Genomic DNA, 13,068 nt, shown 5'->3' with positions numbered 1-13,068 from the left:
TCGGCAAGAATTTTAGCGTGCCGTCAGAACCCCTGTAACGACGAGCCACCATGCGTATTTCCAGTATCGAGTGCGGGCGGGTACTGGCCATTCTGGCCGTGATGACCATTCACGTATCCCCCTTCGCCAATCCGTTCAATCCCGCCCTGTGGGGAAGTGGATCCTGGCTCTGGCTGAGCGGCACCATCAACCAGTTATGCCGCTTTGCCGTGCCGTTGTTTTTCCTCTGTGCCGGTTACTTTCTGCAGCCGAGACTGAGCCGCGAAGCGCCGCTGACCGTTGCCTGGCGCTACTGCCACCCCTTGCTGCTGCTCTGGCTGGTATGGAGTCTGGTCTACCTGCTGGTGCCGTTCAATCCGCTGGATGCCGTGCAGCAAGGCTATCTGGCCTCCCTGCGCGGGCAGTGGCAATTCCAGCTCGGCGACCCCCTCAATGGCTGGCTGGTGGGCGGCATGATCCACCTCTGGTTTCTGCCAGCCCTGGTGATGGCGGTGGCCCTGCTGGCACTCTGCTATCGGCTTGGCAGACCATCGCTCGCCCTCTGGCTGGGTCTTGGCCTTTACCTGCTGGCGCTGCTGGGGGGCTCCTATGCCAAGCCGCTACTGGGTGCCGAGTGGCCACTGCTCACCCGTAACGGCCCCTTCTTCTCCCTGCTGTTTGTGGCGCTTGGTGCCCTGCTGCGCCAGCGTCAGTGGCAGCCCGATGCCCGCATCGGCTGGCAACTACTGCTGGCGGGCGTGGCGCTCTATGGCTGTGAAGCCTGGGCACTGCAGCACTTTGCCGCAGTGCCGCTCACCCGCCACGACTTCCTGCTCGGCTCCCTTCCCTGGGCTATCGGCCTGTTTGGCCTGCTGCTGGCCAACCCCGAGTGGGGCAAGGGCTGCTGGCTTGAGCGCCAGGCCCCCAAAGTGCTCGGGATCTACTGCCTGCACATGGTGCTGGTGGTCTGGCTCTTCGTGTTCGGCCCGCAGGGCGCATCCATCCTGTGGGAGATTGCCAAAGTGCCGCTGCTGCTGGGATCGTCTCTGCTGGCCTATCGCCTGCTGGCGGCCCAGCCCCTCACCCGCCGGCTGCTGCGTACCCACTGAACCCTCCATCCGGCCCGACACATCGGGCCGGATATCGCTTCACATTTCGCACCTTTTCTTCCGCTACGCCCTTTTCCCTCGCTTCGTTCGCGCGGTTTGCTGCAATGGCTCTGCTTTTCAGCCGAACTCCCCCGACCGCACAACCCGTCCCCAATGCCCCCTCCATTTTCACCTTGCCAGATAAATGAAAATCAATATCATTGGCATCCCGCTTAAGCGGGTCAGGCTAATTTATAATTAAATCAATATGTTAGAGCCGTCAGGTCGACATCCAAAGAGTCAATATTGAATATGCAGCACCCTCACTTTCGCAGAACGCTGGTCTCGCTGGCACTGCTGGGCACCGGCTTCACTGCCCAGGCCGCCGATGAAACCATGACAGTGGTTGGCAAACGATCCCAGCATCAGGAAGTTGCCACCGCAACCCGTACCAATACGCCAGCCAAGCTGGTTCCCCAGACCATCGACAGCGTCAAGGTCAGCGAGCTGACCGCCTTTGGCCAACCCACATTGAGCGAAGCTCTGGTCGGCATTCCAGGTGTTGATGCAAGCGGTGATACCCGCTTCGACGGCGTCACAATCCGCGGCTTTAGCGCAGGCACGGATTTCTATCTCGACGGATTCCGCGACGACATGCAGTACACCCGGGATCTCGGCAATATCGAACGGGTAGAAGTGCTAAAGGGCCCGGCAGCAGTACTCTACGGACGTGGTAGCAGCGGCGGCATCATCAACCGCATCAGCAAAAAACCGCAGAAAGGGCAGGAGTCCAGCGTCACAGTACGCGTGGGCAGTTACGATTACCAACGCATGGCCGCAGACCTGAGCGCCGAGCCGAGCGAGGCGGTGCAACTACGACTCAACGTCGCTCAGGAAGACAACGACAGCTTCCGTAATGGCGTGCACGGCAGACGTACTATGGTGGCACCAGCCATGAACTGGGATATCACTGATCGATTGAGCTGGCTGCTGCAATACGAACGCAATGAATCGCACAGCACGCCGGACCGCGGTATCCCCGGCCTTAACGGTCGTCCAGCAGATGTGCCACGTGACGCCGTCTATAGCGATTTACGGCGTGACTACATCAATGATCTGGCACAGTCGGCACGCTCTCGCTTCACTTGGGATGTAAACGACGACTGGCAGGTGCGCCAGCAACTGAGCCTGATCGATCTCTCGAGCCAGTTCGACAATACCTACATAACCAAAATGGAAGGTGAGCAAATAACTCGAACTCGCTGGCAGCAAGATTTACAAACCCGCAATCTCGCCTCCAGTCTTGAGGTCGAAGGACACCTGCAGAGTGGCCCCATTGCCCACACCCTATTGGTCGGCACCGATCAGGGGTGGCAGGAGCGTTATCCCAAACTATGGAGAAGCCCTGAACTTAAATCTTTCAACCTTTACAACCCTGAGGCCCTACCGACCTATGACGGCAAGATGTCCCCCTCCTCGGACAAGCGCAGTAAAGTGCGTAGCACTGGCACCTATGTGCAGGACCAGCTGACTCTAGGCGACTGGCAACTATTACTGGGTCTGCGTTATGACCACTTCGAGGTCAATAGCCGTGATAACATCAAGAGTTCTGAAGAGACCATTACCAACAGTGCATTGAGCCCACGTGCCGGCTTGGTATGGAGCCCAGTAGAGGAGCACGCCCTCTATGCCTCCTACAGCAAGAGTTTTATGCCTAACGGCGGCGCCCTGATCGGTCTAAATGATGTTGGAAACAAAAACAACAACCTCGATCCCGAGTTCACTCGTCAATATGAAACTGGCGTTAAGAGCGACTGGCTGGATGGTCATCTGGCCACTACTCTGTCGTTCTACCGCCTCGAGATGTACAACAAGCGTCGTACAGACCCCAACGACAACAAAACAGTTCTCCTGACTGGCCTGCAACGTACCGACGGTATCGAACTCAGTACACGAGCTCAGCTGAACGACGAGGTTTATCTCCGCGGCGGCATAGCTCTGCAAGATGCAGAAATGGTGGAAGACTCCATCAATAAGGGTAATCGCCCAAGCAGCGTATCACGCCTAAATGGCGAACTGTTTGCCGGTTATCAGCAAGGAAAGCTCGGCTGGTTCGGCGAGAGCGGTGTTACCGCTGTGGGTGATCGCTTTGCTGACAATGCCAATACCACGGTGCTCCCCGGCTATGCTCGCGTTGATGCCAGAGCAGGTTATCGCTGGCAACATTGGGAAGCGCAGTTCGGTATGGAGAACCTGTTTGACACTCACTACTACGTAAGTGCTACCGGCGCCTCTCAGATCATGCCCGGCTCCCCACGGCAGGTTAATTTGACTACGTCCTACCGTTTTTGATCCAGTGACAACCACCCCGACTGGCCAGCCCTTGCTGGCCAGTTTTTTTATGAAGCAACCAAGATGAAACGCAGAAGAGTTCCCCTTCACAACAACAAATGGGTACGCCGCCTCCATGCCTGGGCCGGTTTTTTTACCCTCGCCCTGATGCTGATGTACGGCATCACCGGCCTCTGGCTGCAACACCGTGCCGTGTTGCCCATCCCCGGCCCCCACACCGACAAATCGAGTGAAAAGATAGTGCTGGAGGCGCCGTTCGCCAGCCCGGAGCAGCTGAAAAGCCTGCTGCAACAGCGCTATCCCGATACCTTTGCCGACGGACGAACCATGATCACCCCGGCCCAGACCCTGCCCACCCCGAACGGCCCGCTCACCCTGCCCGCCAAGTGGGAGATGCGCGGCGTCACCCTCAGTCAGAGCGTGGCCGCCAGCTATGTTGAGGGTACCCTGCTGGTACATACCGACCTGCAGCAAGCCAACTTTGCCGCCAGCCTAAACCGGCTGCACCGCGGCATGGGTACCGGCCTCGGCTGGCAGCTGTTTGGCGATATCGCCGCCCTGGCTCTGCTGCTGCTGGCCCTCACCAGCCTGTTTATGTGGACCAAGCTGCACGGCACACCCAGAGCCATCATCGCGCTGACACTCGCTGGCAGCCTCGGCACCCTGCTGTTTGCCCTGCTGGGGTAACGCAGCAACCATGATCTGATGCAGCAAGGTTTGGAAAGAAAACCGCAATAGAAACAGGCCGCTGGCGGTGATGCCGGCGGCCACATCAAGAAAAGGAAATAACGGAGAGCGGGAAAAGAGAAGGGATATCAAGAGGTAACGGGAAGTACTGCCAGCTCAACAGCAACGCTCCAACACGCAGGAACGCCAAAAAACAAAAGGCCATCATTGCTGATGGCCTTTTGTCATGAATTTGATGGTGCCGGGGTCTCTATCGAATTTGACCAGTAATACATTGTTTTATAAGTGGTAATTACATGGCGCTTTTCTTTTATACCCCCAAAAATACCCCCAAACTAAATGCATTGTCATGATATGGCATGATACATCGACAGGCTAAGCGCGAGTGGCATCAAGACGACTCAGGCAGCAGGATTTGCCGCCAGATATAAACATAAATTCCACTTCCGGCCGCCACGCAGATATCAAATGCCGCGGGATTCATGCCCCCGCAGGGGAGCCCCCCGGAGGAAGGACCCACCACAAAAACACTGGGGCGAGCTCACAAACCAAACCACTTGGCATCCCAGCTACCGACGATTGCGCCCCGCTTTGCCAGCTTGCGCAAAGCCGAACGCTTAGCAGAATGCGCCCCATTGGCCTTGTGCTTTCTGCGGGGTTTTGTCTCTGGTTGCGGCTCTTGAGTCTCTGATAATTCTTCTGACATAACTCGTTCTCCTTAAAGTAAGTGCCCCACTTTTACTGAACTGGCTGGGGCCACCAGCGCACGACCGCGCCCCAACTAGAGGCGCCCAGAACATCATTAGGTCTGCAGGCCTTTTTCCATGGCTTTGGCAGCGAATGGGCTCATGCCTATTTCAAAGCCGGTTGTTTGCTGAAAGATGGCTCTGGCCTCCTCCAGCTTTTTAAATTGATCATTTGTCAGCAAAACGGTGAGACGGCGCCACTCGTTATGCTTGTGCTCACTCTTATTACTCATCGCGAACCCTCACCATTCATGAACCCAGTTTTTCCGAGGTGAATTACCACCTGTCTGCATCAGATTTATGTGTCGCCTTACCACTGTTGCCAAATAGCGGCAGGCTCTGGCAATTTGGGCATCTGTCAGCTCCGGGAATGCATTTGCCAAGTATTTGGCATCATCAGCACCGTGTATCCACCCTCGGAGGTGGCATAGCTGAACCACGGTACGAGGTGCTCCATCATCGCCATCTGGGCGCTGATGAAAGGTTGCGCCCTCGATTGCTGCCACAACCTCACTAGGTAGGGCTGTAGCCTCGTCAACACTCCCTCCCTTCCGGTTGTTCATCTCTATACTCCCCCAACGGTCCAGAAAGCCGCAGGGTTCGGCAGCATCGCTTGGGCATGACACCAACAGGTGATGGCCATCTTTCCCGATACATCAAGGCGCTCAACTACCAGAGTGATCTCTTCATGAACAGCCACAGCGGAACGAGACCAGGAGCCGACCAGTGTGGTCGATATATCAGGCGTCAGCTCAGCCAGCACACCAGCAGCCCGCAACACACCATCATGGCCAACAACGGCACCGGGAGCGGAAGTCCCAACGAGAGCTCGGAGCTCCCCGAATTCATAACCAAGAGCGGCAACCCCACCCAGAGAAAACGGCGAGGGATTCTTAGCCTCAATCGCTTTCAGCAGCACCATATCGGCAACTCTGGCCACCCCCATTGCAATAGCGGCAAGGGTGATATCAGCCAATTTCCCGTCTTCATATGATTTTTGCTCGGCACGGCTCAGCTCTACGCGAAAGCCAAATCCCGGCATGGTGTCCATATCAACCTCTGAACGAAACACCGGCAGAGGGGATTTGATCAGCTCTTTATCGTCATCCACTTGAGAAAATTTCGCAGGTTCAACCAAAGTGAAACCATTGGTACGGCGAGTCATCACCACTTCGCCGTTACCTATCGGAATCGCTTCCCCTGACTGCTCAACAACAATGATCTTGGCGCCAGCTTTGGCTACACGGCTTGCCTTCATGATTGCGGTAGAGAGCTTGGTTTTTTTCCCAGCTTCTGTACCCAACGGGGTATAGATACTGTTGTCAGCATCCGCGGCCAGGAATGGCGGTAAGGTAAGATCGCGAAGTAGCAAAGTAGATACGGATGCCGGCGCCTTCGGAATTATGTGACGAACTGAATCATCCTTGTTGTAAATGACGTTGGCACCAAGTTGGCTTTTGGCATCGTTGAGTAATGTTTGCAGTTGGTTCATGGCTCTGTTCACCCTAATCGCTCTGACTGGATAACAGCTTGCCCCACGCAGCATGATTGCTTCCTCTTGGGGGATTTCCGCCCCTGGTACGAAGTAATCAGAAGCGCTCTGCAGGTCGGCCTTTGGCTGCTGCTTATTAACCCAGCCATTGGCTGAGTTACCCCATTCGCGGCGCCCTACTGGCAATCAGCGCACGCCCCCAGCAACACAGCCATCAATCGCCCGAATCTTCGGGAAACATAGTCGTAGTGATCGATTTGAAAGCACACGCAGATATCAAATGCCGCGGCGTCCATGCCCCTGCAGGGTAAAAAATTGGGGAAGGACCCAAGGCAAAATTAGGCGCCAAGCAGTGGGGTATCGGCTAAGAAATCAGCCAACCAAGGAAGGTATCCGCTTCGGCCAGATTAAGCGCGGAGTTTCAGCCCTTGGCGGACACCGGTTCGGATGGGTGACTGACGAGTTTTGCGCGGTATTTTGCCCGCGATCATTTGTCGGTCATTTTGAGCGAATAGCGTGTGGGAAACTTTTATGCCGAAATATACCCTACAAACCCTACCCAAGCTGAAAGCCTTGATACGACTGGCTTTGCTCAGGGAGGGTTTAAAATTTACACCCTACCCAATCCCTACTTTCAGACCCTACCAATAACACTGAACCAACTACTTTCCAGTGTGACGATCTCTGATCCAAAAAAGCCATCCTTCCCTATTTTGGGGAATGTTTCCCTGTTTCGGGGAATGGTAGGGTTAAGGCTAAAAGGGTAGGGTTTGGGTAGGGTTAAAAAATAATATCCCTACCTCTTTAAATCCCTTATACAGCATGGCTTTCAGTGATTCGGGGAGGGTTTGTAGGGTTCATTTGCAAAAGTCCTACGTATATGGCGACGATAAGCATAAGGGCCACACTCGGCAGCCCTCATTTACTTATGGATGGCGTCATTCATTCCCAACATGGGCAGCCTGGGGCATGAACTGTTCTGCCGCCTCGGTCGGTGTAACGTTCGTTTGGGCCTTGCCCTTGATCGTCCTGCTGCTGTACTGGGTGCCGTACTCCTTGGCCGCCGCTTTGACCGCCCGGGTAAATCCCTGAACGGATAGCGGACGGCCCAGTCCGTGATAATCCATGAATGCAAGGTAGAGGTGATAGAGATAGCGCCTTGGCTCCCGCTTGATCTCCGGATTACCTCCCATCATCAGGCCCTTGGGCTCATCGAGAAAAGCCACCAGCCCGCAAAGATCGATCACAGGATCCGTGGCCCGCTTGATGGTAAGAGCGTCTCCTGAATTGCGTTGCTCCAGCAATAGCAGGCGCGCGCGTTCCGGATCTGTGAATATGGTAAGTAGGTGGCGGATCACCACCGGCAGCTCTGCCGCTATCTTCTCTCCCAATAGCGGGTCTTTGTCGGTCTCTCCCACGACCCGGTTAAAGGTAAAAATCACCCTTCGGCGGGATACTCCCCCATTGCGCTCGGTAATGATCATCGGCTCGTTGTTGGTCACCAGTACCACCGCCTTAATGACCGCGCCGTACTGCTTCTCATACTTGCCGTCGATCTCAACCATATCCCCGCCAGTGATGGCCTTGATGCCGCTGCCATCGCCAATGTATTTGGATTGGTCCGGTAAGGCGATCAGCCGCTTGTCTACGAACTGGGCTCGCCCTCTGGCAGTATCCAGGGAGGCCATATTGCCGGACCCAGTATTGCGCGGGCCACCAGCAAGCAGGGTCGCAATCCGTGCAAAGATGCTCTTACCGCTGCCACCCTCCCCGGTCACCTCAAGGAATAGCTGCCAGTCATAGCGGTTGGCCAGCACCATAAACAGAGCGGCCTTGATGCGATCCATTTTGGCAGCATCATCCTCTGCCGCGTGTCTCAACCACTTGGTGAAGCTGGGCGCGTGGTGCTCGATACATTCACCAGGTAGCGGAGCTGCGTACTCAATACCATTGTGGTTCAACAGGCCATCAGCTGGAGAGTGAGGACGGAACCCCCGAGCCTCCATGTCATAGACCCCATTGGCAAATCCGATCAGATCTTGGCTTGGTTGCCCCATTACCGGGATCATCAACTTCATGGTCGATACTGCAGCCCCAATCCCCTTGTCACTGAACGGAGCTCCATGCTCAGTGAAAATAGCGGCCATCTCCCGGCGCAGTTCGGTATCTGACAACGGCCCCCACAAACTGCCGTCATAACGATACACACGCTCAGCCTCGATATTTATCGCAACCTCCCCCAAACGCTCCACCAGCAGAGCCGCCCGTTGGCTGGCGCTCATTTTGTCGATCATGACCTCAGGTGTTCTTGCGTCTGGGGCGGATGCTGTTGGGTGAAGCGCGACCACATCGGCCCCTTGCTCCTTCTGGCTGGCGTCTTGGTTTACTGTTGGAGCTGTGCTGGCGCTCATGATGGCCTCTCGTGTCTTGGTCAGCCCGTTGGCTTGGTGGTAGTCGTTCCAATCTCCTGAAATCTCAGGGGATGCCACCAGCCCGCCTATGGCTGCGGCAGCTTGAGCGGCCTTGGTCTTGCCGGGGTTGCCCTTTTTGTCTGCGTCATTGTCACCACAGAGCAGGATCCGGGCTTCTGGGTGCTGGCGGCGTGCAATCTGGGCCACGGCCAGCATGTTGCCCGCATCCATCGCGCAATAGACGGTTGACCCGATAGCCAGGTGAACGGATAACCCTGTGGCGTAGCCTTCCGCCACGGCCACCAGCGCCCCACCATCGATGCGGTGAAATGCCTCAGCCTTCTGGCCACCAGCAAGATAACGCTTGCCTCCGTCATGGCCGATTATCTGCACGTTCACCAGTTCACCCACCTCATTGGTCAGCGGGATCACCAGGCTACCGGCTGGGTAGTTCTCGCCCCCCTCGCGGATGAGGGTTCGATTCACTGTGCCCAGATGCGAGCCAAGGGCCTTGCGCTCAAGATAAGGGGGGTTACCCTGCTCACAGTCGCGGATGATGGCAGCGGCGCGGCGGGCGGCCTTCTGGCGCTGTTGCTCTTTCTCCTTGCGATCCTGCTCGGCCTTTACTTGCTGTCGCTGGTTGATGCGATCCCTTTCTGCATGGTCAAGCCCGCTTGCTGATAGACCCACCAGAGGCGCGATCAACTCGGCAGCCTCTTTTGGTGGTTTGCTGGTCACCCGACACACCAGATCCAGCCCGTCCCCACTTCCGCACTGGTTACAAATCCAGGTGCCGCGCCCGGCCTGATCATCCAGCCTAAAGCGGTCTTTTCCACCACAGACAGGACAGGGGCCATGCTTGCCACGGCGCGGGATGTTGATACCTACAGCAGCCAGCAGATCGGGCCAGTGGCCACAGGCCGCGGCGACCACATCAGAGACAAAACGAGGCCCTGTGACCCCCCTGATTGTTGAGGTCATCGTTCACCCCCTGTCAGCACGACCACCAGCTCCTTGAAAGCCCGGTCATCCAATCCGGCTTTCAGTTCCCGGGCTTGCTTGGCTGTCACAGCTATCGCGGCGCCGTTGGTCTGGGCAATAAACCGATCTCTATCTGTTCGCCAGTTGAATGCGCTCAGGCTACCAACTTGTGAGCGTTTGCCAGTGCGTGGGTTGATAGGGCCGGTGAAGGTGGGCTGTTCACTACCGTTTGCCCATGCGAAGTAGATCATGCCTTGCCCCCCTTATTGGTTGGCTTGTGGGGGTACTCATCAGGCAGGTTGATCAGTGTCACCATAACCGGCTTGCCATCCACTATGCGGCGCACACGGCGCATGGAGAGGTCTGCCAGCTCGGCCAAAAACTCGGGGCTCTTCTGCTTGGTCGTTCTCATGCCTTGGCCCTCCCAGACGGAGTGCGGGACATGAATACCAGAGGCAGGCCAGCCAGAGCGATACGGGCTTGGGCTTCGGTGTCAGCAACGGCGGTAATGGTGCGGATACGGCGCAGGTCTGCCAGTCGGCAGGCGCTCGAGGCGATCAGGAAGGTGAAGATCATGTGATGAATCCTTGGTTTTGATAGACCAAGGCGGATCGGGTAGCCGCAAGACAGTGCCAAACCAAGGAAGGCACAGTGGGGGCGTTTTCTTTGGCTCCCGACCCATGCCCCCAAAACTGGATAGATCCCCGGCATGGGGCCGGAAATGGGGGAAGAGGTGCTAATTGTCCTTGGTTTAGTCACAGCTTGCGGGTGTCTAATCCGCCAGCCACGCCGCCACTTGTCTAAGGTGACGACAGGGAAGATCGTACCGTGTCGCACTGTATCAAGCAACCCCATCAGGTTGAATTTGGGCAAGACCTCGCCCTGGGCGTTGCGCCCATTGGTTCTCATGTTCATGGCTTACCCCTCGTTTGGCTGGCTGGTGGACATGCCAGGGGAATGAATGGGGAAGCGAGCTAAGTAGCTGGCAACCTGGCCTTGTGATATAGACACGGCGCCGCGCTGCTTACGTTTCAGGTTGATCAGTTCCACCAGCTTCCGAGCTTGGTCGCGGTCTGCAACCCAATACCGTTTTAGATGAGTTACTCCATCACCACTGTGATGATGACTAAAAAGCTCATCACTAATGGCGATCCCGTGATCGCGACGCAGATCGCTGATTGAGTTGCGAGCGTTGAGGTCATGCAAACGAGCAAGAGCTGATAGTGAACTGATACCTTGGGGACCATTCTCTACCAAGTGAAGGGCCACCAGCTCGAGCTTGGTAGCGCCTTTGGCTGGCTTGATGTTATGATCCCTTTGCTTACTAGGGGTCGTGCCGTTCTGCGGTGCGGCCTTTTCTTTTTTGCTCATCTCCGCCCCCTACGCAACTTTGCCTTGTGCGCCAATCCAGGCGTGTACTTCTTCAGCGCGCCAAGCGGTGATCCGTTCTGACAATTTTACTGGTTGAGGGAATGATCCATCTTTTACCTTTCGCCAAAGCGTGGCAGATGAAAAACCCAGATGAGGAAGCATGGCCGCAGAGCGGACAAATCCTGTTGAAGGGATAGCTGGGATTTGGTGTTGCGTGGATTTCATATTGTGAGCCTCATTGAATAGCCGTGATTCGGCTTGATTCGTAAGGTCACATGTAGAGGCGTTATAGTTCCTCTTGGGGGATTTCCGGATCTCGTTCACTGGTGGCTTTTTTGAGGATGTTGCGCACCTGCCGATCTGACATGTCAAACATCCAGGCCACGACCTTTTGTGATGACCCCCTCTTAACCATGTCTATGACTGCCTTATTCCTGAACGTCAAATAGTGATCATGGCAGAGCGGCGGGTAGAGAATTTCACCCCCAAAAGCCTCAACTAGCTTAGTGGCTAGTTCAACACCAATAATCTTGGCTAGAGCATGATCGGATTTGATTTTTTTTGGCACGTACAGAATTACGTGGGTTTGCTTTTTTGTTTTACACCTTGGTAGCTGCCCGATTAGCTGAAAAGTTTTTTCGGTGCCGATAACATCGGCAATTTCACGAAAACTGTCAGGAGCCCTTGATAAATCAAATGTCATGCTACCGCCTCTCTAACGATTCACTAGATGTACGGTACCACCCTGTTGAGATTCATAGAAATCAGCAAGCCACTGCAGTAGTTTGCGGCGGTCGTCCAGGTACTCGGCCCGGTGATAGGCAGCCCGCACCTTATTGCGTTCAGCGTGGGCCAGCTGGCGCTCGATAACGTCCGGATCAAAGCCTTCCTCATTCAAGGTGGTAGAGGCCAGCGCCCTGAATCCATGCGGGCAGGCAATCCCTTTATAGCCCATCCGCCCCATGGCATAGCTCAGGGTGTTCTCACTCATAGGGTTGATCAGGTTGCGCTCGCTCGGGAACAACAGCTCACAATGACCGGTGACTTGGTGGAGCTCATCAAGTACGGCCAGCGCCTGCCGGGATAGTGGGACAATATGCTCTGATCGCATCTTCATCCGCTCCGCGGGGATCCGCCACTCGGCCCGCTCCAGGTCGAACTCATCCCAGCGAGCAAAGCGCACCTCGCCCGGGCGGGTCATGGTCAGCATCAGCAGATGGAAGGCAAGGCGAGTTGCAGGGTTAAGAGGCTCAACCGCAAGGCGGCGGTAGAACTCTGGCAGTTCCGTCCGGGGTAATGCTGGCCGGTGTTCTTTCTTGGCGGCTTTGAGTGCCCCTTTCAGGTCTTGGGCTGGGTTGTAGCTGGCTCGGCCTGTCTGGATGGCGTAACGCATAATGGCACTGATCCGCTGCAGCACTCGCCCAGCTGTTTCGGTTGCCCCGCGCTTCTCAACTTTCCGCAGAGCCTCCAGCATCATGGGGGCGGTCAGTTCAGCAACAGGAACAAGCCCCAGATCGGGGAAGGCATCAACCTCCAAGGATTCGATTACCCGAGTGGCGTGGCCTTGGCTCCAACGGGCAAGCTGGCTTTGATGCCACTCCCGCGCCAATGCTTCGAAACTGCTTTCGCTGGCCAGCCGACTAGCAACCTTGCTTTGCTTGCGCACCAAGCCGGGATCAACGCCATCGGCGATCAGGCGGCGGGCATCATCCCGCTTAGCTCTCGCCTCTTTCAGTGACACCTCGGGATAGACACCCAGGGCAAGCGCCTTCTCTTTGCCACCATGGCGATACTTGAGCCGCCAGTACTTACCAGACTGATTGACCAGCAGGAACAGCCCCTTCTCATCGGAAAGCTTCTGAGGCTTGCCGCTGAACTTGGCTTGCCTGGCTGCGGTATCGGATAACGGCATGGGGGTATCTCCCGTCTCTGCTTGGGGGTACTTATCGCATGCTGGGGAC

General features: G+C 56.1%; 14 protein-coding genes. 3 read left to right on the top strand and 11 right to left on the bottom strand.

Translation table 11 applies throughout. The annotated features are described in order from the left end of the window. The first annotated feature begins 50 nt into the window (after positions 1-50). The 3 genes from AB5Y97_RS02145 to AB5Y97_RS02135 all read left to right on the top strand — a co-directional run bounded on the left by AB5Y97_RS02145 (position 51) and on the right by AB5Y97_RS02135 (position 4,106). Positions 51-1,088 carry an acyltransferase gene (locus tag AB5Y97_RS02145; protein ID WP_201947162.1) on the top strand — a complete coding sequence of 346 codons (1,038 nt, stop codon included), beginning with the start codon at positions 51-53 and terminating at the stop codon, positions 1,086-1,088. Between the two features lie 291 nt (positions 1,089-1,379). Next, a complete protein-coding gene (locus tag AB5Y97_RS02140; protein ID WP_201947266.1) occupies positions 1,380-3,419 on the top strand; it encodes a TonB-dependent siderophore receptor in 2,040 nt (679 codons plus the stop codon). A gap of 63 nt (positions 3,420-3,482) precedes the next feature. Further along, positions 3,483-4,106 (top strand): PepSY-associated TM helix domain-containing protein, encoded by a 624-nt coding sequence (locus tag AB5Y97_RS02135; RefSeq protein WP_201947160.1) that lies wholly within the window; start codon positions 3,483-3,485, stop codon positions 4,104-4,106. Positions 4,107-4,647: 541 nt separating this feature from the next. On the opposite strand, the gene AB5Y97_RS02130 is transcribed toward AB5Y97_RS02135, so the two are convergent. From AB5Y97_RS02130 to AB5Y97_RS02080, 11 genes are all read right to left on the bottom strand, one after another. Further along, complete coding sequence (locus AB5Y97_RS02130) at positions 4,648-4,812, bottom strand: hypothetical protein (RefSeq protein WP_368157206.1); 165 nt, start codon at positions 4,810-4,812, stop codon at positions 4,648-4,650. 96 nt (positions 4,813-4,908) lie between these two features. After that, entirely contained in the window at positions 4,909-5,085 is a 177-nt protein-coding gene (locus AB5Y97_RS02125; protein WP_160171050.1) for a hypothetical protein, read from the bottom strand. Between the two features lie 332 nt (positions 5,086-5,417). Beyond that, positions 5,418-6,344 (bottom strand): hypothetical protein, encoded by a 927-nt coding sequence (locus AB5Y97_RS02120; RefSeq protein ID WP_152551734.1) that lies wholly within the window; start codon positions 6,342-6,344, stop codon positions 5,418-5,420. A 938-nt stretch (positions 6,345-7,282) separates the two neighbouring features. Next, entirely contained in the window at positions 7,283-9,736 is a 2,454-nt protein-coding gene (locus tag AB5Y97_RS02115) for a primase-helicase zinc-binding domain-containing protein (RefSeq protein ID WP_201955374.1), read from the bottom strand. Beyond that, entirely contained in the window at positions 9,733-9,987 is a 255-nt protein-coding gene (locus AB5Y97_RS02110) for a hypothetical protein (protein ID WP_043154151.1), read from the bottom strand. Before AB5Y97_RS02110 ends, AB5Y97_RS02115 begins: the two co-directional genes overlap by 4 nt. Further along, on the bottom strand, positions 9,984-10,148 hold the full coding sequence (locus AB5Y97_RS02105; protein WP_201955369.1) for a hypothetical protein: 165 nt from the start codon (positions 10,146-10,148) through the stop codon (positions 9,984-9,986). Before AB5Y97_RS02105 ends, AB5Y97_RS02110 begins: the two co-directional genes overlap by 4 nt. After that, positions 10,145-10,312 (bottom strand): hypothetical protein, encoded by a 168-nt coding sequence (locus tag AB5Y97_RS02100; RefSeq protein WP_160171048.1) that lies wholly within the window; start codon positions 10,310-10,312, stop codon positions 10,145-10,147. Before AB5Y97_RS02100 ends, AB5Y97_RS02105 begins: the two co-directional genes overlap by 4 nt. 342 nt (positions 10,313-10,654) lie before the next feature. Beyond that, a complete protein-coding gene (locus AB5Y97_RS02095) occupies positions 10,655-11,107 on the bottom strand; it encodes a hypothetical protein (RefSeq protein ID WP_043154149.1) in 453 nt (150 codons plus the stop codon). 9 nt (positions 11,108-11,116) lie between these two features. Next, positions 11,117-11,332 carry an AlpA family transcriptional regulator gene (locus AB5Y97_RS02090; protein WP_081844017.1) on the bottom strand — a complete coding sequence of 72 codons (216 nt, stop codon included), beginning with the start codon at positions 11,330-11,332 and terminating at the stop codon, positions 11,117-11,119. Between the two features lie 61 nt (positions 11,333-11,393). Continuing rightward, positions 11,394-11,810 carry a Mor transcription activator family protein gene (locus AB5Y97_RS02085; protein ID WP_368157205.1) on the bottom strand — a complete coding sequence of 139 codons (417 nt, stop codon included), beginning with the start codon at positions 11,808-11,810 and terminating at the stop codon, positions 11,394-11,396. Between the two features lie 12 nt (positions 11,811-11,822). Further along, positions 11,823-13,019 carry a tyrosine-type recombinase/integrase gene (locus AB5Y97_RS02080; RefSeq protein WP_368157204.1) on the bottom strand — a complete coding sequence of 399 codons (1,197 nt, stop codon included), beginning with the start codon at positions 13,017-13,019 and terminating at the stop codon, positions 11,823-11,825. Between the last annotated feature and the right edge of the window lie 49 nt (positions 13,020-13,068).

Source organism: Aeromonas sp. R10-2 (genome assembly GCF_040908445.1).
GTDB lineage: Bacteria > Pseudomonadota > Gammaproteobacteria > Enterobacterales > Aeromonadaceae > Aeromonas > Aeromonas veronii.
The sequence above is the reverse complement of the archived record's forward strand: the minus strand, read 5'-3'. Positions and strand labels throughout refer to the sequence as shown.